The organism is Enterococcus sp. AZ078, assembly GCF_051714985.1.
Classification (GTDB): Bacteria; Bacillota; Bacilli; order Lactobacillales; family Enterococcaceae; genus Enterococcus_B; species Enterococcus_B hirae.
The window spans coordinates 371,570-392,805 of the sequence record NZ_JBIOSW010000001.1 but is presented as its reverse complement, the minus strand read 5'-3'; the positions used below and the strand labels follow the sequence as shown (position 1 = coordinate 392,805).

The window sequence follows — 21,236 nt, the reverse complement described above, 5'->3', positions numbered from 1 at the left end:
AATTCAAGCCTAAAGGAATTTATTCAAGTGTGCAAATCATCTGTTTGGACTAAAGATCGGTTTTTGTCTCCGTCCGTCTTGTTTCTTTTAGTCATTCATCGATGTGATAAACCGGATAACAACCAACCAAATGCGTAGGATAGCCTTGCTCTTTTAGCACTTCAATTAGCTCATTCACCTTGTCGATCTTGTCATCGATAGCAACATCGATAACAAAAAAGTATTCACCTAACCGCGTTTTTTGTGGGCGTGATTCGATTTTTGTTAAATTCACTTGATTATTAGCAAAGACCGAAAGAACTTGATAAAGCGCCCCTGGTTTATTTTCTGGCAAATCCACAAAGAATGTCGCTTTATGACTGTTTTTTTGTAATTTTGCATCAACAGGCGCGGCACTTAGAACCCAAAAACGGGTCTCATTAGTTGCAATGGACTGGATATCTGATTGCACGATGGTCAACCCAAATTCGTTTGCAGCTTCTTTGGAGCCGATCGCACCTAGACATTCTTCTGGATGGGTTGCTACTTGCTGGGCTCCTTGGGCAGTGGAACCTACTTGTTCAATCTCGACCTTTGGAAAATTTGCCCGTAGAAAAAGTTGTGATTGGGCTAATGCTTGCGGATGACTACAAATCTTTGTGATATTTCGCCAGTTGGCTTGTTGGGTCGGATGGACCATCAATTGTTGTCGGATCGGCAGAACGATTTCTCCTTGAATAGAAGGTAATGTCTCATACACATGATCAAGTGTTGACAAAACAGAACCTTCAATCGTATTTTCGATCGGCACCATTGCATAAGTAATCTCTTTTTCTAATTGTGCATCGATCAAATCAATCAAGGAATCATAAGAAAGAAAAGTACCTTGTTTGAAATAACGTGTGGCTGCACTATAAGTAAAGGAACCTTTAGGACCTAGATACCCAATTTTCATCATTATTTTCTACCCACTTTATGATTTCTGTGATAATTTCGTCTGGCGATTTCTTAGACGTATCTATCGTGATTTTTGCTAAACTTTTGTATATTTTTTCCCGTTCCCACATGATCTCACGTAGTTTTGTGTCACTATTCTTTAACGCTAACGGTCGAATATTTGTTTGATCTTGTCGTATCCGTTCGATCAAGATATCGGCTTCTCCTTTTAAATAAATGACTTGTTGCTGTTTTAATAGTTCCTGATTTTCTTTCTGTAAGACAACCCCGCCACCAGTAGCGATCACTGCCTTTTTTTGTAAAATTGTTTTTAAAAGAGCGGTTTCGTGGTCGCGAAACGCGGCTTCTCCGAAGGTAGCAAAGTATTGCTCAATGGAACAGCCTAATTGTTGAACTAAATAGTCATCCATATCGATGACTGGTTGATCCAATCGAGCCGCTAATTTTTTACTGATCGTCGTCTTACCAGCGCCCATAAAACCGATCAATACAAGTGACGTCATGATGGGTCCTCCTGAACCAATTTGGCTAGATCCGTAAAAAATTCAGGATATGAAATATTGACTGCTTCAGGATTGAGTAATTCGACAGGTTCTGCGGTTAGTAAAGCGGCGATTTGTAACATCATCCCAATTCGATGGTCCCCATGGCTATCCACTGTCGCTCCATGTAAAGGTGTTGGTCCGTGAATAATCAAACCATCTTCTGTCGGTTCAATGTTCGCACCCATTTTCGTTAATTCTTCCGCAGTTGCATCAATCCGATTCGTTTCTTTGACTTTTAATTCCTGAGCATCACGAATGATGGTTGTGCCTGTTGCTTGAGTAGCAGCTAATGCAATGATCGGTAACTCATCAATCAAGCGTGGGATGATTTCTCCTTGGATCTCACAAGCATGGAGTTGCGCAGAACGGACAATCAAATCTGCTGCTTGATTTTGCTCATCCAACTGTCTTTCTTCAATATTAGCACCCATTTGCATCAACACATCGAGAATCCCTGTCCGTGTCGGATTGATTCCTACTTGTTTTAAGAGGACTTCACTATTTGCTAAAATACTTGCTGCGACGAGATAAAACGCAGCCGAAGAAATATCCCCTGGGACAGTGATTTCTTGGCCGATCAACTGCTGTGGTCCAGTGACTATAATTTCTTTTCCTTCCACTTGGATCTTCCCACCGAATTGTTTGATCATCTCTTCGGTATGGTTCCTTGACTGTTCTTTCTCGATGATTTTAGTGGTCCCTTCGGCTTGTAAAGCTGCAAAAAGGATAGCAGACTTCACTTGCGCACTAGCAATGGGCATGTGATACTCGATCCCGTGCAATGTATTTCCAGTTACTTTTAGTGGAGGAAATTCAGCTTCGGCCGTTCCTTGTAAATCAGCACCCATCTCACGCAATGGCTTCATCACACGTTCCATCGGACGGCGATTCAAAGAAGCATCCCCTGCAATCTCAGAAGTAAATGGACAGCCTGCTAAAATTCCTAATACTAAGCGCATCGTTGTGCCAGAATTTCCTGCATCTAGCCTGGAAGATGGTGCTGTTAATCCTTCAAATCCTTTTCCTTCAATCATGATTTGTTCATTTTTTTCGGTAATACGTACCCCTAATTGCTTAAAAACTGCAATCGTACTTAAACAATCTTCAGCTTTTAAAAAATTGTTGACGATCGTAGTTCCTTTGCTGATCGCACCAAACATGATGCTGCGATGGGAAATCGATTTATCAGCAGGAATCACTAATTCTCCATTGATCCCATTTTTAGCTGTCAATAGTTTCATGACTTCAACTCCTTATCCAACAATGAAATTTTTCGGCTTCGATCAGCTTCTGTCCTTTAAGTAAATCCGCTTGATTTTTAAAAGACAACTCTAACACACCAAAAATATCTTCTCTTGTTTCTTGGATGCTCAAATTAATAATGGAAAGATTTGCCTGACTTAGTACGTTAGTAACTTTTGCGACAGCACCAGCGATATCGGGAATATCGACATATAAATCATAAAAAGCTGGAATCGCTCCTTGTTTTTTCCGGGGCAACTGATCCCGTGTTTGTTTTGCCTGCACAAAGAACTCTTGAATTGCCGATTGGTTTTGATCAATCAGTTCCTGTTTTAACGTTTCCATTGCGCCTTGCCAGTCTTCCATCAACTGAATCATCATTTCTTGGTTCGTCATTAAAATATCCGTCCACATTTGGGGATCTGATGAAGCAATCCGTGTGATATCCCGAAATCCGCCAGCGGCTAATTGTGAGGCACGTGGATATTTTTGATTCAGCTGCTCACTGATTTGTACTAATCCTGAAGCGACAATATGTGGCAAATGACTTAGCACCCCAACGATCTCATCGTGATCTTTGGCAGTTAAGCGAACAAACTTTGCTCGAGTAGGACCTAGTAAAGCGATCAGTTCTTCTGTACGTTCACTTTGACAGTCATCCGTTACGATATAATACGCTTCTTCAAATAAATACGGATTGCCTGCTTTTACTCCTGATTTATGTGAACCAGCCATCGGATGCCCACCAATAAAATCAAATGGGAGTTGCTTCGCTAGCGCCATTATCGTCGCTTTCGTACTTCCGGTATCACTTACTAATACTGTTTCTTTCAAGGGAAGTGTCGCCAAACAGTTGAGATACTCCAGGCTGACTTGAACTGGAACGGCAAGGATAATCACATCCATTTGACTAGCTGCCTCGATCCCTGTGACAACCTGATCGACTAACTGTGTTTTTTCCGCTATTTCTCTTGTTTCTTCTGAATGATCCCAGCCATAAAGGGTAATTGCTGACCCTTTGATCGCTCGGCATAAGGAAGCGCCAATCAGACCCAATCCTATGACAAACACCTTTTTTTTCATCGCTACCTCCGATTAGAATTCTTTGGTCATTTGGCGGTGATTTGCAACGGCTTTTTTTAATTCTTGCATATTATCTGCTGGAAAATGCTCAAGTATCTCGCGAACAAGAGTGGTCGCAATCACATGCTCTGCGACGACTGAAGCTGCTGGAACTGCCGTACTATCGGAACGTTCCACACTAGCTTTATAAGGTTCTTTAGTATCGATGTTCACGCTCATGAGAGGTTTATATAAAGTAGGAATTGGTTTCATCACGCCCCGAACAATAATCTGTTCTCCGTTGGTCATTCCACCTTCAAAGCCACCTAAATGATTACTTGCTCGGTGATAGCCGCTTTCGTCCCAAGTGATTTCATCCATCACCTGTGATCCTGGTAACGAAGCAGCTTCAAACCCAATTCCAAATTCGACTCCCTTAAAAGCATTGATGCTTAACATCGCTTGAGCTAACTTACCGTCTAATTTTTTATCCCACTGTACATAGCTCCCTAACCCTGCTGGCACATTTTCGACCCGAACTTCCACTACACCTCCCAAAGTGTCTCCTGCTTTTTTAGTAGCATCGATCAAGGCTTTTACTTCCTCTTCAATCATTAGATCTACCATGTTCACTTCGGAGATAGTCGTCTTTTCTTTGATTTCTGTCACGGTCAAATTCTCTGGCACATTCGCTTTGATTCCTCCAAGGATCGCTACATGACTAGCAATCTCTATATCTAAAGCAGCTAAAATCTGTTTTGCTAGTGCCCCGATTGCTACTCGCATCGTCGTTTCTCTTGCGGAAGAACGCTCTAATACATTTCTAAGATCATGGTGTTGATACTTCATACCACCAACTAAATCGGCATGACCTGGTCTTGGTTTAGCCACTCGTCGTAGATTTTCTTCTTTTTCAGAAACTGGAGTAACTGACATCACCGTTTGCCAGTTCTTCCAATCTTTGTTCGTGACAGTCATTGTGATCGGTGAGCCTAATGTTTTGCCGTGACGAATACCCGACGTGATTGTCACTTGATCTTTTTCAATCTTCATGCGCCCACCTCGACCATAACCACCTTGTCGTCTAGCTAATTCTTGATTGATTGCCTCAATCGATAAGGTTAAGCCTGCTGGAACTCCTTCAATAATCGCTGTCAAATTAGGCCCATGTGATTCTCCTGCTGTTAAGTAACGCATTTACTCACCTTCTTCTAAATAATTTTTGATTGCTTCGATTGGGATCGATTGGATTTTTGCCTGACCGATTTTTTCTAATAAAATAATTTTCAACTGTTTTCCCCGGGCTTTTTTATCATGAGTGATCGCCTGGAACAACGCCTGTTCATCCCATGGTTCGTAAGAAATGGGCAACTGATACTTTTGGATCATCTTGATAAGTTGTTGCGTCGTTCCTTCAGGTGTTTCTTTCCTTTTTTCAGCATTCCGACTGATTTGTACCATGCCGATCGCCACTGCTTCTCCATGACTAATCTGTCCATATCCTGCTGTTTGCTCGATAGCGTGTCCAATCGTGTGACCAAAGTTGAGGAACAAACGACTGCCTTGATCAAATTGATCTTCTTCTACCACTTCTTTTTTTACACGTAAAGCTTTTTCGATCACTAGCTCGCTATGTGCTACTAAATCAGCTACATCAATAAAACGAGCTAACTCTCTCCAAAGACTTTCATCCTTGATCGCACCACACTTGATGATTTCTGCAATTCCTTCTTGGATCCTTTTTACTGGTAATGTCGTCAGCGTTTCTGGATCAATCAACACACCGTCTGGCTGTGCAAATGTGCCAATCATATTTTTGGCGTTTGGTGCATTGACTGCTGTTTTGCCACCTATGCTTGAGTCTACTTGTGCCAATAAGGAGGTAGGAATCTGTACAAAAGAAATTCCTCTCATGTAAGTTGATGCCACAAAACCAGCTAAATCGCCTACAACACCGCCACCTAGAGCAATAATGCCATCACTTCTCGTCAATTGTTCAGTGGCTAGAAAATCATATAATTTAGCAGCCATCGACAGTGATTTACTTTCTTCGCCAGCCGGAATAACATAATTCACAACCTCATACCGATCGGCTAATTGTTGTTGTATCTTTTGACCATAAAGCGGAAAGACATTTTCATCACTAATGATCGCAATTTTCTTTTCTTGCCATAAACCGGAAAGCCAATCTGCGACTTGATCTAGTGCGTTTCGTTGGATGATGATCTCATAGCTTTTTTCGGGTAAGACAACTTCTAACATCCGTGTTTCTCCTCTCTATAAAGCGTTGATTTTCTTCATCGCTTCTACTAAGATGTCCACTTCATTCATCATTTTCAGGTAGTTTTTCTCATTCAATGACTGCTGTCCATCAGACCAAGCATGAATCGGATCAGGATGGATCTCTACAATCATTCCATCTGCCCCACTAGCAACACCTGCTCGTGCCATTGGTGTCACTAAGTCCCAGACACCCGTTCCATGACTTGGGTCAACGATGATCGGGAAATGACTTAATTTTTTGATCAGTGGTACGGAACTTAGATCGAATGTATTTCTAGTAGCTGTTTCGTAAGTGCGGATTCCGCGTTCAATGAAGACGATGTTTGAATTGTTTTGAACTGCAATGTATTCAGCGGCATTTAACCACTCTTCGATCGTACCTGAGATGCCACGTTTTAAGCCAATTGGTTTTCCTGTTCGTCCTACAGCTTCTAATAAACGGAAATTTTGCATATTTCGTGCGCCGATTTGAATGATATCTGCGTATTCACTGACCACATCGATATGCGCTTCATCCATCACTTCGGTAATCACTTTCAAGTCATAATGATCCGCAGCTTTACGCATCATTTTCAACCCTTCTTCACCTAATCCTTGGAAAGCGTATGGTGACGTTCTTGGTTTGTAGGCACCACCACGTAAGATTTTAGCACCACCAGCCTTAGCCATTCGTGCTGTCTCCATGATTTGTTCTTCCCCTTCGACAGAACAAGGACCAGCCATTGTCACAAAACTTCCATCACCGATTTTCACTCCAGCTACATCAACGATCGTATCTTGAGGATGAAATTCTCGTGACGTCAATTTGTACGTATTGGTAATCGGTACGGCACGTTCTACGATATCGTAGCGTTCAAACGGAACATCCCGAATTACCTTTGGATCTCCTAAAAGCCCTAAGACAAAACGATCTTTACCATGGTTGATCTGTACATCTAGCCCTTCTTCTTTAATACGTTCAATCACTTGTGTTAACTCACTTTCTTGGATACCTGGTTTAATGATTAGAATCATACAATAACTCCCTTTGTTTTTTATTTTGTGTTTCGCTTCATCGATTTCCTCGCTGTTTGATTGGATTACATAAATTCTTGCAAATCAATCGTTACTTTGCTTATACCTTGTTTGAATGCGTTTAGTTCCCCCTTTATGTAACAAAAAAAGCCCACCGTAGAAAATCCATCTACAGTGAGCCCCTGAATCAATCAAATAAAAAAGCCACTATAGATTTTTCATCTATGCGGCGAGCAAGTCATCTCAAACATCCTTAGCCATCATAGATACAAACAAACGCTGATGTTTGCACCCATAATCGTATGAATACAAACTTATCTAAAATAGCTAAAGTAATAATTATTCAGTTGTGAACTATGTGTGATTTTCATAATAATCGCTCCAAACTGATATAAGATTGAGTTTAAGTATAGAGATGTTTTTGATAGAAGTCAAACAATTTCTTGAATAAAATGATCAAAGGGTATGAAAAAAGGGCTTTTACCTGATAAAAACTCCAATTTACCCACTAAATAGTCGCAGGAGAATGCTGAAAATACCATAGAAAAGTATCAACAGCATGTCCGGCTTCTACTTCTATAATCAAACGAGCCCAAAAGTGAGCTGAAATTGTTCTTTATTTTGAAATTTTCCCGCTCTTACAATCTTTTTTGTCCGTCTAACTTTTGGATCTCAGTAATATCTTGCGTGACTTCTAAGCACCCAAGATAATCACCTGTCTCATTTTTTAAAGCAAAGTAGCGAATATAAATTTTCCGTCCTCTCATATCAATCCAAAATTCTGCTGAATCCCTTGTTCCTGTACGGAAATCGTCAAGGATTTGTTGGACAAGATGCATGCTTTTTGGTGGATGACAGTTGACGACTTCACGACCAATGACAGAAGTAGTTCTTGGAAAGACCCGTTTCTTTCCTTCTGAGAAGAAACGAACCCGATCCTCATGATCAACAAATGTCAAATCCACAGGCAACACTTGAAACAAGGCAACTAATTGCTCCAACTGTAACGCTCCTGTCGGAAATTGCACAACTAAATCAGTCATAGGTGCTGTTTCGTCTTGAACTTCCTCTGACGTAAACTCTTCGATCCCAAGACCAGCAGCAATACCATCGGTCGTTTCTTTAGCTTTTTTAATGGCTAATTGACGAGCTGGTTCCCGTTCGCTTTCTTTTTCGAGTGATTCTTGGCTTGGCTTCCATGGAAGTGGTTCAGGGATAAACGCAAAACCGATATCAAAGCTGTCATGAGCGATTTGTTCCCAATCTTTAAGGCTAAACACATCTAAGGTCATGGGTACCATGATCTCCTCTTCCTTAAAAATCATCTCTTCAATTTCTGTTTTTACTGCTTCCCATTTTTCGGATAACGGATTATAAGCCGCTTTGTCTGTAGCTAAATAAGCATTCAGTGCTTTGATCATTTCACGGATATCATCATCTACACCCCACATCACTTTAGGTGGAGCTGAGATTCCGTATTTTTCCATATAAGAAAAGATCAACGTTTCTTTTCGTGCATAGTGCTTGTCGATTTGCAATAAATCAGTCAAAGCGTGTTGCAATCGTTCCTTTTGTGACCAATCACCTTTAGCCATTTTTGCCAATAACCCGTCAATTTCATCCGTCAGTAACGACTGCAACACTTGGTTTTCTAACTTTAAAGTATGGATCGGGTGTCCTGGTTGTGCGTGTTCATAATTGGAATGATGGATCTCATTGATCGCTCCTTTAAAAACAGCTGCATGGATATTACATAACTTTTGGATTTCTGACGGATCAAGACCGCTTTGGATCAATGCTTTTTCCGCAGCAGTGATTTCTGTAACATCGACTCCCTCAAATTCTTCATTGAACAATCGTTTTGCTTCTTCAAAAGAACCACCTTTATGTAAAAGTGACAGGATTTCAACAATCCGTTCTTGTCGTTGATTCGTGGGTTTCATTTTACCAATCCTTTCACAATAAATCCTGATGTTTCAAAGGCCGTAACAATTTGTTCCAAAGGGATTTTTTTCATTTGAGCCCCTTTAGGAATCGTCATATAGCGACCAGCAGTTTGCAACATCCCAGGTTGGTTGATGGCATTAAATCCTAGCTCTGCCATGATTTGTTTGACTTCTGGATATTCAGTAACTAATTCAAATAATGTTTTGGAAAAATCGATCTCTCTCATTTTACTTCCTCCTTCATTGAGAATCGTTCTCATTCGATCGGATTCATTATAAACGATTTTGTGCACTTTTACACGATAATTTCAAAGCAAATCTTTTTTTACCATTCTAATGATGAGTATATCTAGGCTCATTCTTTTTTCAGTGTAAAACTTCCTAATGACTTTCTGATCAGCAAAAAATAAAATAACTTTTTTTATTAACTAATGAGGTCATCCAGCTGTTTTTTCTTTCAATTAATTTTGCTTCAGATACTACCCATTTCTCTAAACGATAAAAAGACAATAATCTTCTTCTCCACTGTTTTTTTACCCATTCCATCACGTTTTTTTCGTTGACACAAAACACGAACATGTGTTCTAATCAATAAGAAGAGGTGACGAATATGATTCGAAATCAAAATCCAGTCTTTGATTACACAAAAGAACCTTCGAGAGATATTCTTTGCATCGATTGTAAGTCGTTTTATGCTTCTGTTGAGTGTGCCGAACGTCATTTAGATCCTCTAACAACCAAACTCGTCGTCATGTCCTATCCGTCAGGGAAAACCGATGAACGTGGGAGCGGCTTGATCTTAGCTGCTAGTCCAGCCGCAAAAAAAGCCTATCATATTACAAATATCAGTCGAGCAAGAGATTTACCCTTTCCCTATCCCGACGATCTTTATATGGTCCCTCCACGAATGGCTTACTACATGAAAAAAAATACCGAGATCAATGCTATTTATAAAAAGTACGTGGATGAAGAGAATCACCATGTCTATTCTGTCGATGAAAGCTTTCTTGATGTCACCAACAGCTTGAAACTTTTTAAAGTCAAAAGTGCTTGGGATCTAGCTGAAATCATCTATCAGGATGTCTACCAACAAACAGGAATCCATACAACTATTGGGATTGGTGATAATCCACTACTAGCTAAGTTAGCATTGGATAACGGTTCTAAAGGAAAAGAGCGAAAGGCCGAATGGCGCTATGCAAATGTGGCAGACAACGTTTGGCGTATTCCTTCTCTCACCGATTTTTGGGGAATTGGTCATCGGACAGCCAAACGACTCAAACGACTGGGGATTCATTCTGTTCATGATTTAGCTCATGCGGATTATTACCAACTAAAAGAAAAATTTGGAGTGATTGGCACCCAGCTTTTTGCCCATGCTTGGGGAATTGATCGAAGCTTTTTGGGAGAAGACTATACCCCCAAATCAAAAAGTATTGGGAATAGTCAAATTTTGAATCGTGATTATACAAGGCGTGAAGAACTTGAAATCGTTCTTAAAGAAATGGCTGATCAAGTCGGAACTCGTCTGCGGCGTGAACATGCGAAAGCGCAAGTTGTTAGCTTGTGGATGGGCTACTCTTTAGGTTATCGAGATCGTCTAGGGAAAACTGGATTTCATCAACAACTAAAAGTTGAGCCGACAAATTCTAGTCATGAACTCAGTCTCATTTTATTGAATCTTTTTCGTAAACATTACCAGCATCAAGACATTCGCAGTGTCGGTGTCAACTGCTCCAAACTAATTTACACAGACAGTCTGCAATTGAATCTATTTACAGATCCCGATGAACAAGTCAACGATGCCAAAATCGATTTTGTCGTTGATCGTATTCGCCAAAAATATGGGTTCAGTGCAATTGTCCATGCCCATAGCTTATTAGAAGGTGGCCGTGCGATCGCAAGGAGTTCACTCGTTGGCGGACACGCTGGTGGTCATGCCGGTATTGAAGGTGAGGGCTATGCGTCGAACAAAAAAAGAATTTCTCGACTACAATGAATACCGAGATCGCCCATTTGGATTAAAATGGGGCACCGCATTCGCTATGGAAGAGCTAGTCACTGGGATCAAAAAAAATGAAGCGTGGGCAGTGAAAGAGATTCGTCCGTTGGAACAAATGTCTCGAGAAGAAATGGATAGTGTTTTATTAGAGGCTTTTCTTTACCATAAAAAAGTAAGTCTGCAATTAAATACCAAGGATGAATTTGGCCGCTACTTAGAAAGCATCGAGGGTTTCTTTACTGGTGAAGCTTATCACGACTATTTTATCCTTGAAGAACAGACCGTTCACTGGTGTGACGTCCGACATGTTCAAATAAAACAGGAAGATAAGTGGTTTGATGTTTCCTATTTTCCCCAGTCAGTCACACAACATGAAACGTTAAGTAACCGAAGTCTTAACGAAGAGATCGTTCCGATCAAAGATGAATTTTACCAAAGTTTTCCTGAAGAAGAGTAGCGTTTTGCCATTGATCAGCATAAAATGCCTATTTCATTAAACTAGAAAGAAGTGATTTTTTGAGAACAGTCCATCAACATTTTGAAACGATCGCTATCACTGCGTTTATTGCCAAACAAGAAATCATTGTCCGCTGTAAGGATAACAACACTTATCGAGGATTTGTCCAACGAGACATGACAGAAAAAGGATTTTCCTTAGATGAGCAATTGATTCATTGGGTGGACATCGTTGAAATCCAATTGACCGATCAATACTTTCACTTTTGGGAAGATATTTTACATCTAAAGGAACCGACATCCTAACAAAGCCATATAATTGGAACACCTAATCCTATTATATGGAACGCATGGACTCCCCCCAAAAAAACGTACAAGTCTTCTCGTAAGCGATAAACCTTTGATTATACGGATAAACTGCTCGTCCGTTTCATACTACAGCAAAAAATCTCAAAACCGCAAAAATGGTTTTGAGATTTTTGGCTTATGTCTAGGATGAATCAGTGAATCATTACTTAACGATCCAACTGTCTTTTTTTCAGTTGACAATGTAAAGTAACTGACTGCTTTTTCAATTTAGATATTTTTCGATCAAGTACGCTGGCGTACAGCTCCACGCATGGCAATAACTACTGATGATCGGGCTGCCATAAGGAGAAAAATCTGGTTCTTCTGGTTTAAAAGCTTCCCAAAAAGTGTCTGCTCCCAGCTGAATCATTTTGCCCCAATAGTTTTTCATTAACTGGATAGCTTCTTCTTGAAGTCCAGCTACAAATAACGCTTCGACTACATGATGATACATATAAGGTGTAGCAATCCCTGTGATCGGAAAATGATGCGCAATCATCGTCTCCAAAATTTCTCGATTCATTGGTTGATCAAAGACCTCTGCTAAAACCATCCAAACTTGACTCGCCACATTGATTTCTCCGGTTGTTTCAATAATAAACTGCTTTTGTTCTTCATCAAATAATTGTTGCTTCGCAAACGCAATCAGTTTCTCTGTTGTTTCTTGGTAATGACTCAGTTGTGGATCTTTCACTTGTTCTGCCAACTGGTTGAATCGTTTCATCGCATAGATCAACACTGCTTGCCCTGCTGTACTCTTTTCAAACTCATTCGACCAGTCGATAAATACTGGCCACTCTTCTAACAAATTCAGGCGTCCCTCTTCATCGACACATGTCAGTGCTAGTTCCATCTGCTTTTTCGCTACTGGATATAAATCCTGCAAGACAACTGAATCTTTCGTCTGATGGTAAAAATCAGCTAAGATCACTGCAAAAAACAAACTATAGTCGAATAAAAACGTATCATCTGGTGTCAATTGCGGGGCTGTGAAAACATTAGCTGGAATCTTCCCTTCACTGGTCGTCATCCCACCAAATAAATAAAGACAACGTTTCGTTAAAGCTAAATCACCGAAAGTCGCATAATTCGCTAACGCTTGTAAACGTAAATCACCAATCCATAATCGGCGATCTCGTTTGGGCCCATCTTCAAAGACTTCTTGCATGCAATCAAATAATGTTTTAACAGAAACTTGGTAGATGGAAGCAAGTTCTTCATCAGCGATCACAGGCTTTGGTAATTGATCGAGTGACACACAACTTTCTGCGATAAAAAGCGGATCAGAAAAACTAGCTTGCCACTTGGGTGAAGTATCTAACACCTTTAGCTCAATATAACGACAGCTATATCTTCTTGGTAATTCTAAACGTGCCGGTAAAACATCTAGATGGATAAATTCTTCTTGAATCCAAGACTTTGACAACCAACCATCATATACACTAGAATCTGCCGCAAGTTCAGCGGGTACTTCCGCAAATTTCAGTTGTAAATATAAGGGCGCATCCATTGGCGAACCAACCGAGTCAATGGACAGACTAAAATGCCCAACATAATGATCCCCTAAATCTAAGATAATCGCTTCATCCCTTTTTAAGGTATAATCAGCTAGTTGTTTGATTTCTTTGTCACTGTTAATTGCTGAATACCCATTCAAACCATGTGGGTCTTCAACGACTTCAGTGATTGCTACTGGTTCGATCTTCGTTTTCAGAAGATTTGGTACATGTTGTTGTGCTTTGGTTAGCAGTGCCTCGTCTTTCTTCCAACGCACATCTTGATTGATTTGAAAAGTAAATGCCATCTTGCTTTCTCCTCTTCTTTACTTGGTGAACGATGCAGTCATTTCTCCTTCAGTCAGCTCTTTATCCACGGGATCAATCACTGGGTATTTTTTCTGTAGACGCATCATGATCACTCCAGCAATTGTCGCTACCAAAACGATTCCCGCAAAGCCAAACATAGACGTCTGGATACGATCAGGAGCAACTAAGTAAGGGGTAACAAAAGCAAATAATCCACAACACATTCTTGAAAAACCATTGATGAACCCTTGAAGTGAAGCTCGTGTTTCTGCTGGGAAAGATTCTTGTGTCCACACTTTGTAGATTGCTTCTCCGGCTAGTGGATTCCCAAAATTATAAAAAGCAATTGTGATCGCTAATGCAATAAATCCTGCACCACCACCGATCAATGCCATACCTAACATTGCGCCAAATTGAACGACTGCCCCAATAAAGAAAGCTTTGTTTCTAAATTTACCACCTGCAACAGAGGCAAATGCAATCGTTGTTGCTAAAGAAATCACATTCAACCCGATCCCTAATCCTGTAGCTTGTGCTTGACTAGCTCCGGCATTTGTCAAAGCATAGGTTTGAAATTGTCCCCAAGTATTCGCTAAGAGGTTCCAACACACATAAAAAATCAAGATAGCGGCGAAAAAGCCAAGGTATTTTTGTTTGTTTTCCCCAAATAGTACTGTCTTGAAAGAAACTTCTTTCGAGTCGCTTGTCACTTTGGTCATTGCTTGTCGAGCAGCTCCGGCTTCATGAAATTGTCTAAACTTAGGTGAAAGTGTCCGCCATAACCAAGTGATCACTGCAAACGTAAATAAGATGGCAAAAACAATTCTTGCTCCTAACACACCTTCGATTCCCGATAAAAGAAACGAACAGATGTAAGAAATGAATATCCCCACTTGCCAAAAAATCTGTGTGGAAGAAATCAAACGAGCAGAAGTATGCTCATCAGGTGCATCATGAGAAACAACGGTCAAACTTAATGGTAAGTCTGCTCCAGATGCTACGCCCATGATAATCACGCCTAATAAGAGCATTGGGAAACTTGTGGCTAGAATACAGACCGCAGCTCCGATCGCGTAAAACAAATTGATCCAGTTAAATGAACGGATCAAGCCAAATGCTTTTGATATCTGTCCGGTAAACAGCGATCCGAAAGCGATTGCAAAAGTTAGCCCGCCAGAAACGATCCCGACTTGTCCAGTTGTCAGCTCTAGTCCCTTTTGCCAAACGGGAATCGTCGCTGAGAGTCCAACAATACAGCCAGACCCAAGCATGGAGCCAATTCCAGCAGCGACAGCTAGAGGCGAATACTCTTTGACCGTGGTAGTAGTTGATGCCTGTTGTTTCTTCATAAAAAACACTCCTTAAAATAAGTTTTATAAGTTCGAACAGTTAGAATTGTAAACGTATGAATTACTCAGGACTATAGCAAAAAAAGTGTTCTTTTTATCCAAATCACATTCGTATGCTTCAGCGAATCAAACAAGCGATTCTTTTTCGAACATTCAGGAAACGAAAAGAAGGTTCACACTTATCCAATACATTTGGAATACGCTTTAATTAATCTTCGCTTTTCATTGCCAGTTCATGATTGGTCAAATCTTTTTTACAGATCACCTGAGAAAAAGGACTCGTTGCATCACAACTGCCTATTCTATTTTTTTAACAGACTATCTTTGAGTTCTTTAGGTGTCAGTTCTGTGTATTTTCCGACTAATTTATACAAAGAAGCAAGAGTTTCAAAACCAAGTTCATACGAGATTTCTTCAAAAGTTTTATTCGTTTCTCTCATCAACTCGATCATCGTTTTATACCGCAAAGAATTGATCAATTCTTGGAAAGAACTCCCTGTTTCTTTTTTCAATTTATTACTTAAATAATTTGCATTATAACCAAAATGTTTCGCTAGATTTTTCAGTGTCAGTTTTCGAAAATGAAGATCGATATATCGTAAAATCTCTAATAATTCCTGATTCTCACGTTGCGTAACATATTCTTCTAAATCACGGGTAAGTTCGATCAATAGTAAAGACAATCTCAGATTCAGTGCCCGCATATAATAGTCTTGTTTGTTGTAATATTCCAAAATCATTTTGTGCAATAACCCTTGCACTTCTAAGTTATCACCACAATGAAAATGGATAAATTCATCATGTTTTCCTTTTTCCTGCGAAGCATTTAATAGAAATTCATTGACCAATCCACGTGACTTCACCATATTGATCACGATGTCAGTCGTAATCGATTCCCCTTTCAATAAAATATTGATCAAAAGGTCTTCCTCTTCTAAAGGATCGATACGCTGAACGATTTCTTTGTCTAATAACAGCAATTCACCTTCTTTCAAGTGAATTTTCTTATCGTTGACATATTGGACACATGAACCAGACAACATATAGTTAAATTCAACAAATTCATGCGTATGTGCAGGCATTTCAGCGTAACGATGATGTTTATTGATAAAGATATTACCCTCTTTGAAAAATTGGTTTTTGGGCATTTTAGGTACTGCGACTGTCTCATAGGGCAACTGTTGGTCATTGATATTTTGACCATCAATTTGTTGTCGACATTCAATTTCGTTATTTTCCATCAAAAATGTTTTTAGTTGCTCAAAGGTAAACACTGGCATCCTCCCCTTTTTCTTCATTTTCAGTTAGCTTTTCGTCAATAGCAACCAGATCTTTTAGGTAATTAGGTAACTATCTTTCAGTCTAACGAACGAAAAAGCAGCAAATCAACCAATGGAAGGTTTTTCCTTAGTCGTAACAAATAAATCATTCGCTGGATAACCGATTTGGAAAACACCGAGCGTGATTAGGTAAAAAACAAGTGGTACTACAAAAGTAGAGAAAATAATGCCAAATGATGCGCTAGATAATTGCGCCTGATTCGCTACATAGCCTGTATAGCTCAAAACAAATCCTGGGATAGCTCCACCAATCGCCATCGCAAATTTCATGATAAAAGAATTCAATGAAGCGATCAGCGCTGCTGTTTCAATTCCCAACTCGTGTTTTATTTGATCCACATTATCAGCAGATAAACTATACTGCAAAGTATTGGTCAGCCCTAAGCCAACTTGGACAGCAAGATAAGCCCCTAAGAAAATCATTTTCGATTGATGCACGCCGATCATCACGATCATCGCTAAACAGAGTAAAGATAATGCGCCAACATATACTTTTTTCTTCCCCCATCGCTTAGATAAACTAGGGACCAACACACCTGCTCCTAAAGCACCAAACAATCCTAAAAAACTAGCGAAACTAAGCAATTTTGTGTCATTCAAAATATAGTTCAAATAATACAAAAGCGATCCACTAAAGATATTGCTTGCGGCGGTAATAAAAAGCATACTGATAAATAGGGTCATCACTGGACGAATTTTTAAGATAGCAAGCGCTTCTTTATAAGAATAGCCGCGCTCTTGCGATAATTCAGCGGGCTCTTCATTCCCTCTTTCTTTCAGTGCTAATGTACCAAAAATCGTGAAGAACAAGACGACTAGTACCGTTCCGACAATCAACAAGGTATACCCAGAAAGCCCATTATTGTAAGCGGAAAGGATCAACGGTGCCAAAATATTCAAACAAGTAGGTCCTACTGTATACGACACACCTTTTATGGACGACAAGATGTTTCGGTCGGCTTCTTGATCAGTTAATACGGGGATCAAACTATTTAATGGGATATCCATTAAATCAAAAGTGATACCTAACAAAATATAAGAAATATAGATAACGACGATTTTTTGACTAGTAAAAAGTAACGGTGCAAACCAAACGAGTAAATAATTGATACAACAAATTACTGTTCCTAGCACCAAAATCGGGCGATATTTGCCAAAGCGTGTCACTGGGAAACGATCGATCAAAAAACCTAATAAAGGATCACTGAAACCATCAAGTAGTCTGGAGACCAGAAAAAGCGTACTAACTACAGCAGGATTAATGCCAATTACGTCGGTATAAAAAATCAAAAGGTACGTATTCAACAACGTCATCACTGGGATATTTCCGAGATTTGTTAAAGCAAAACCAATTTTTTCCTTTACACTGATTCGTGTTTGTTGCATTCCAATCCTCTCCTTTTTCAAATCAGTTGTTTGCTCTTAGTTGTTTCAAGGGAGATATCATAATTTTTTCCTGGCTCTAAATGAACCTCTTGTTGGTTGATACGGAGAATCCCTCCTTCTCGTGTCGTTGAAATGTGTAGCTGTTCTTGTTCTTTATTGATTGTGACAAGTCCATTTTTGATTGGTATTTGCATGTTTAGACTTTCAAAGGCAGCTAGATTAGGTTCAACGACGAAAGTTTGATATCCTGGTGAAAGTGGTCGGACACCTGCGAAATATCTGCCTAATAGATAGATTGGGCTTGCTCCCCAAGCATGGCATAAGCTTTTGCCAAAAGGATCCCCATACATTTCATACACTTGTTCGCCCGTTTCCTCAGGGATATATTCTTCCCAGAATGTCACTGCCCCTCTTTCAACCATTCCGCCCCAGTAATCACAGATGATTTGATACACTTGGTCTGTTTGACCCATTTTACATAGAGCATCTTGCTCGAAAAATTTGAAATAAGGTGTCGTGATCTGGGTAATTTCAGGGTTTAACAATACATGGGTTAAAATCTGTTCTTTCTTTTCTTGTTCCACTAAATCGAATAAAATGGCAAAGATATTGGCATGACGAGTTACGTGGCGCTTTTTCGATTCATAGGAATCAATAAATGCCTGCTTTTCTTCGTCCCAGAAATAGCTCATGACATTTTCTTTTAGTTGTTGATACTTCTGTTCGTAGTCATCTACCTCACCCAAAACAGCTCCACAAGTCATCATCGTTTGGTAAGCTTTAAGCAATAGAATTTGTTCTGCTGCCAAGGTTCCTTCTCGATCCATCTCCGTCCAATCAATAAACAACCAATCTTTTTCTCGCCCATAAATAAAGCCAAGTTCATTCGTTTGTGCTTGGAGATAGTCCATCATCGTCTTCATCTTAGGATAGATTTGTTTCAAGAAAACCGTGTCGCCCGTCATTAAATAGTGATTCTCAACAGCGATGATCCATAAAATCGAGTAGTCAACGATCGTATTCATATGTTGCTTGATTTCATTTTGCCCACGAAGCGCTAACATCGTTCGGGTATTGATTTCTTCATCGAAAAAGAGATATTGGTTGATAAAATAGCTTTGGTAAGCATCGCCTGACCAGATCCACCGATCTCGCTTGATCCCATCGATAAAGAACAATCCGCTACATAGGGTAAATGTTTCCACAGAAACTTCCCAAATCTTGTTTAAAAGGACATTGTCTGAAGAAAAAGCAGCATGATTGGTTAAAGGAAGGGATTCATGAATCGCCTCGATCTCAATTTCTTCCTTCGCAACATCTGGAACAAACAAATACCGAAAAGCACGCTTTCTTGGGATTGTTTCAACAGTAGCTGCTTTTTCCTTGTAATAGCACATCTCCACATCCAATGCTTCTGATGCAGATTCACCATAGCAAATCATGATCGGTTGTCCATGTGTCATTTTTTTGATTGCCAGTGTTCCGTAAACCGCACGACCATAATCAATCAATACCCCATCATTCTGTTCGTTGATTGAAACAGGTGTAACCACTTTTTTTTCAAAATAGACATGATTTGGATCGTTTTCTTTATCTAAATAAAGGGAACTCCAACCAGCTGGTAGTTCTTCAATAAAGTTACTTGCTCGCCAACCTAAATCACTCTTGATAACCTCTCCTTCGACAAAGACAGCGGGTAATCCAGTTGCGTTGCCTACAAAAATCCTGATTTTATTCTTTCCAGGCTGACAATTGATTGTTTCTTTAAGTGGATACTTTTTCCCATTCACTTCCACATAGCCAATCCCTGTTGCATAAACAATAAAAGAAGTTGGTTCTGTCAGTTCGTAGTAACGTTTGAATTTCACATTTTTATGACAATCATCAACGTTCCAATAAGCAGGCCAGTCATAACCTCTTTCTTCTCTTGAAAAATTTTGTAATAATCCTTGTCTGATTTCAAAATCTCCTGGGTACCATAACCATCTTGTTTGTTTTTCACTATTCATCTTCCACACTCCTTGGTTTTGGATCGTAGCAATGGTAATCATGCACGATTCTTTTTTCTCATTGTCAATAACTGATAGTCTAAGCCTTTTGAACACATTGATTAATAACAAATGAAACAGCCCCGTACGTCTCACCCAAACTAGCGAAAGTTAAGCCAAATGAACACATTTGTTTAGTCATTTTGATAGCTCACTCTTCCTCAAAAATAGGTTAAAATTTTCCATTTTGCGCTTTCTATCACTTAAAAAAAAACAGAAACAGTCGTTATCAATCAACAGCTAAAAGATTTAAGTTTTCCTTCCTAAACACTTATGCTTTTTCTCCCTCTACATATTAACCGCTTTCATATTCAGGGAACAATTTCCAAAATCCAGAATGTTTATATCAAATCTACAGGTTTTTTGGTTAAGAAGTTGTGTTACATTAATAGCAAGGTAAGATGATCATTAAGAGGTGAAGTTCATGGAGAAATGGATCGCAGAGTTATTCAAAGAAACGGAAATCGAAAAATTGCAAAAAAAATCAGGTAAAAATATTAATACGATGAACCTCAACTATCATCGTTCGATCGTTCCAGAAATTCCTAAAAGTAAGTTCTTTGAGTTTGGATCAATCGCAATTAACAAACATCCAAGATTTTCTTACACACCCGCGCATACCCATCATTTTATTGAGTTGAATTTTTTATTCAATGGGCAGTGCACCCAGCGTTTGAACGGTGACGTTTTTCATTTAGAAAAAGGACAGTTACTTCTGTTAGATAGTAAGGTTATCCAACAAATCGATTATGTAGGAGCAGAGGATATCTTGATCAATTTCCTCCTTGATATTCCAGCTATTCAAAATATTCTATTGCCTAATCTACCAAAATCCAATAATCTAATCACAGATTTTTTCTTTCAAGCAACCCGTTCGCCTACTGAACATACTAGTTATATCCTACTAGACTTATCAATGAGTCCCTTAGCGTATCAGCTAATTAAAAGTCTGATGATGACCACTTATCAAAAAGAGTCTGTGCATAAGCAACTTTTGCTGAATTTATTATTTTCTTCACTGATGGTAGAAAGCGCCCAAGCACCAGTGATTATCACGAATAAAAAAACGATTCGTAATGAGCCGCTGATTCAAATCTTAGATTATATCAATGATCACTATGCAGAAATCACCTTACAGCAATTAGGAGAAACTTTTGGCTATAACAAAAACTATTTAAGCAACTTGTTAAAAAATAAAACCGGTAGTAGTTTCCAAGAGTTGATCGATCAAAAACGCTTATCTGAAGCAAAGCGACTCATGCTAGAAACAAACGATAGTTTAAGTACGATTGCCTTAAAAATCGGCTATAAAAGTGTCCCTTCGATTTTCAAACTTTTCCAAAAAGAAACCGGAAAAACACCTGATTATTTCCGAAAAAAACGGATGTAAAAAGAGTAGTTGAAACATGAATGGTACAACTCTCTAATTCCAACTGTAAAACAGTGACGAAAAGTTATTAACAAAAAAAATAAC

18 protein-coding genes are annotated in these 21,236 nt (G+C 39.4%); 4 read left to right on the top strand and 14 right to left on the bottom strand.

Annotated features, from left to right (window positions below; all coding sequences use genetic code 11):
- Nucleotides 1–91: 91 nt before the first annotated feature.
- The 9 genes from pheA to IGJ18_RS01725 form a co-directional block, all read right to left on the bottom strand.
- Nucleotides 92–937: a prephenate dehydratase gene (gene pheA / locus IGJ18_RS01765; protein WP_438842786.1), complete on the bottom strand. Its 846-nt coding sequence runs from the start codon at nt 935–937 to the stop codon at nt 92–94.
- Nucleotides 909–1,439 carry a shikimate kinase gene (locus IGJ18_RS01760; protein ID WP_010720175.1) on the bottom strand — a complete coding sequence of 177 codons (531 nt, stop codon included), beginning with the start codon at nt 1,437–1,439 and terminating at the stop codon, nt 909–911. Before IGJ18_RS01760 ends, pheA begins: the two co-directional genes overlap by 29 nt.
- The gene (aroA, locus tag IGJ18_RS01755) at nt 1,436–2,722 is read right to left on the bottom strand and encodes a 3-phosphoshikimate 1-carboxyvinyltransferase (protein ID WP_438842785.1); all 1,287 of its coding nucleotides are present in this window, start codon (nt 2,720–2,722) and stop codon (nt 1,436–1,438) included. The genes IGJ18_RS01760 and aroA overlap by 4 nt, the downstream gene beginning before the upstream one ends.
- Nucleotides 2,723–2,726: 4 nt before the next feature.
- Nucleotides 2,727–3,806: a prephenate dehydrogenase gene (locus IGJ18_RS01750; RefSeq protein WP_438842784.1), complete on the bottom strand. Its 1,080-nt coding sequence runs from the start codon at nt 3,804–3,806 to the stop codon at nt 2,727–2,729.
- A 12-nt stretch (nt 3,807–3,818) separates the two neighbouring features.
- Complete coding sequence (aroC, locus tag IGJ18_RS01745) at nt 3,819–4,982, bottom strand: chorismate synthase (RefSeq protein WP_010720178.1); 1,164 nt, start codon at nt 4,980–4,982, stop codon at nt 3,819–3,821.
- Complete coding sequence (gene aroB / locus IGJ18_RS01740) at nt 4,983–6,047, bottom strand: 3-dehydroquinate synthase (protein WP_010738524.1); 1,065 nt, start codon at nt 6,045–6,047, stop codon at nt 4,983–4,985.
- A 15-nt stretch (nt 6,048–6,062) separates the two neighbouring features.
- The gene (gene aroF, locus IGJ18_RS01735; RefSeq protein WP_438842783.1) at nt 6,063–7,082 is read right to left on the bottom strand and encodes a 3-deoxy-7-phosphoheptulonate synthase; all 1,020 of its coding nucleotides are present in this window, start codon (nt 7,080–7,082) and stop codon (nt 6,063–6,065) included.
- A gap of 638 nt (nt 7,083–7,720) precedes the next feature.
- Complete coding sequence (locus IGJ18_RS01730; protein WP_438842782.1) at nt 7,721–9,025, bottom strand: DUF438 domain-containing protein; 1,305 nt, start codon at nt 9,023–9,025, stop codon at nt 7,721–7,723.
- Nucleotides 9,022–9,255: a DUF1858 domain-containing protein gene (locus IGJ18_RS01725; protein WP_034699449.1), complete on the bottom strand. Its 234-nt coding sequence runs from the start codon at nt 9,253–9,255 to the stop codon at nt 9,022–9,024. Before IGJ18_RS01725 ends, IGJ18_RS01730 begins: the two co-directional genes overlap by 4 nt.
- 383 nt (nt 9,256–9,638) lie before the next feature.
- Between IGJ18_RS01725 and IGJ18_RS01720 the strand changes: the two genes are divergently transcribed.
- Genes IGJ18_RS01720 through IGJ18_RS01710 form a run of 3 tightly spaced genes read left to right on the top strand, consistent with a single transcriptional unit; the run spans nt 9,639 to nt 11,792 of the window.
- On the top strand, nt 9,639–11,027 hold the full coding sequence (locus tag IGJ18_RS01720; RefSeq protein ID WP_438842781.1) for a Y-family DNA polymerase: 1,389 nt from the start codon (nt 9,639–9,641) through the stop codon (nt 11,025–11,027).
- A complete protein-coding gene (locus tag IGJ18_RS01715; RefSeq protein WP_053765838.1) occupies nt 10,990–11,487 on the top strand; it encodes a hypothetical protein in 498 nt (165 codons plus the stop codon). The genes IGJ18_RS01720 and IGJ18_RS01715 overlap by 38 nt, the downstream gene beginning before the upstream one ends.
- 59 nt (nt 11,488–11,546) lie before the next feature.
- Complete coding sequence (locus tag IGJ18_RS01710; RefSeq protein ID WP_284613662.1) at nt 11,547–11,792, top strand: hypothetical protein; 246 nt, start codon at nt 11,547–11,549, stop codon at nt 11,790–11,792.
- A gap of 265 nt (nt 11,793–12,057) precedes the next feature.
- Here IGJ18_RS01710 and IGJ18_RS01705 read toward each other — a convergent pair whose 3' ends face one another.
- The 5 genes from IGJ18_RS01705 to IGJ18_RS01685 form a co-directional block, all read right to left on the bottom strand.
- The gene (locus IGJ18_RS01705) at nt 12,058–13,638 is read right to left on the bottom strand and encodes an alpha-L-rhamnosidase-related protein (RefSeq protein WP_438842780.1); all 1,581 of its coding nucleotides are present in this window, start codon (nt 13,636–13,638) and stop codon (nt 12,058–12,060) included.
- 18 nt (nt 13,639–13,656) lie between these two features.
- The gene (locus IGJ18_RS01700; RefSeq protein ID WP_053765841.1) at nt 13,657–14,988 is read right to left on the bottom strand and encodes an MFS transporter; all 1,332 of its coding nucleotides are present in this window, start codon (nt 14,986–14,988) and stop codon (nt 13,657–13,659) included.
- Nucleotides 14,989–15,290: 302 nt separating this feature from the next.
- Nucleotides 15,291–16,262 (bottom strand): AraC family transcriptional regulator, encoded by a 972-nt coding sequence (locus tag IGJ18_RS01695; protein WP_010720188.1) that lies wholly within the window; start codon nt 16,260–16,262, stop codon nt 15,291–15,293.
- Between the two features lie 111 nt (nt 16,263–16,373).
- On the bottom strand, nt 16,374–17,714 hold the full coding sequence (locus tag IGJ18_RS01690) for an MFS transporter (RefSeq protein WP_053765842.1): 1,341 nt from the start codon (nt 17,712–17,714) through the stop codon (nt 16,374–16,376).
- A 17-nt stretch (nt 17,715–17,731) separates the two neighbouring features.
- A complete protein-coding gene (locus IGJ18_RS01685; RefSeq protein WP_368014362.1) occupies nt 17,732–19,723 on the bottom strand; it encodes an alpha-L-rhamnosidase-related protein in 1,992 nt (663 codons plus the stop codon).
- Nucleotides 19,724–20,186: 463 nt separating this feature from the next.
- Between IGJ18_RS01685 and IGJ18_RS01680 the strand changes: the two genes are divergently transcribed.
- Nucleotides 20,187–21,152: an AraC family transcriptional regulator gene (locus IGJ18_RS01680; protein ID WP_081127653.1), complete on the top strand. Its 966-nt coding sequence runs from the start codon at nt 20,187–20,189 to the stop codon at nt 21,150–21,152.
- Nucleotides 21,153–21,236: the final 84 nt, after the last annotated feature.

Bases quoted from the DNA above. Each gene is read 5' to 3' on its own strand.
- IGJ18_RS01705 (WP_438842780.1), bottom strand. From the start codon at position 13,638: ATGGCATTTACTTTTCAAATCAATCAAGATGTGCGTTGGAAGAAAGAC.
- IGJ18_RS01690 (WP_053765842.1), bottom strand. From the start codon at position 17,714: ATGCAACAAACACGAATCAGTGTAAAGGAAAAAATTGGTTTTGCTTTA.
- aroB (WP_010738524.1), bottom strand. From the start codon at position 6,047: ATGTTAGAAGTTGTCTTACCCGAAAAAAGCTATGAGATCATCATCCAA.
- aroF (WP_438842783.1), bottom strand. From the start codon at position 7,082: ATGATTCTAATCATTAAACCAGGTATCCAAGAAAGTGAGTTAACACAA.
- IGJ18_RS01725 (WP_034699449.1), bottom strand. From the start codon at position 9,255: ATGAGAGAGATCGATTTTTCCAAAACATTATTTGAATTAGTTACTGAA.
- aroC (WP_010720178.1), bottom strand. From the start codon at position 4,982: ATGCGTTACTTAACAGCAGGAGAATCACATGGGCCTAATTTGACAGCG.
- IGJ18_RS01720 (WP_438842781.1), top strand. From the start codon at position 9,639: ATGATTCGAAATCAAAATCCAGTCTTTGATTACACAAAAGAACCTTCG.
- IGJ18_RS01680 (WP_081127653.1), top strand. From the start codon at position 20,187: ATGGAGAAATGGATCGCAGAGTTATTCAAAGAAACGGAAATCGAAAAA.
- IGJ18_RS01685 (WP_368014362.1), bottom strand. From the start codon at position 19,723: ATGAATAGTGAAAAACAAACAAGATGGTTATGGTACCCAGGAGATTTT.
- IGJ18_RS01700 (WP_053765841.1), bottom strand. From the start codon at position 14,988: ATGAAGAAACAACAGGCATCAACTACTACCACGGTCAAAGAGTATTCG.
- IGJ18_RS01715 (WP_053765838.1), top strand. From the start codon at position 10,990: ATGCGTCGAACAAAAAAAGAATTTCTCGACTACAATGAATACCGAGAT.
- aroA (WP_438842785.1), bottom strand. From the start codon at position 2,722: ATGAAACTATTGACAGCTAAAAATGGGATCAATGGAGAATTAGTGATT.
- IGJ18_RS01760 (WP_010720175.1), bottom strand. From the start codon at position 1,439: ATGACGTCACTTGTATTGATCGGTTTTATGGGCGCTGGTAAGACGACG.
- pheA (WP_438842786.1), bottom strand. From the start codon at position 937: ATGATGAAAATTGGGTATCTAGGTCCTAAAGGTTCCTTTACTTATAGT.
- IGJ18_RS01730 (WP_438842782.1), bottom strand. From the start codon at position 9,025: ATGAAACCCACGAATCAACGACAAGAACGGATTGTTGAAATCCTGTCA.
- IGJ18_RS01750 (WP_438842784.1), bottom strand. From the start codon at position 3,806: ATGAAAAAAAAGGTGTTTGTCATAGGATTGGGTCTGATTGGCGCTTCC.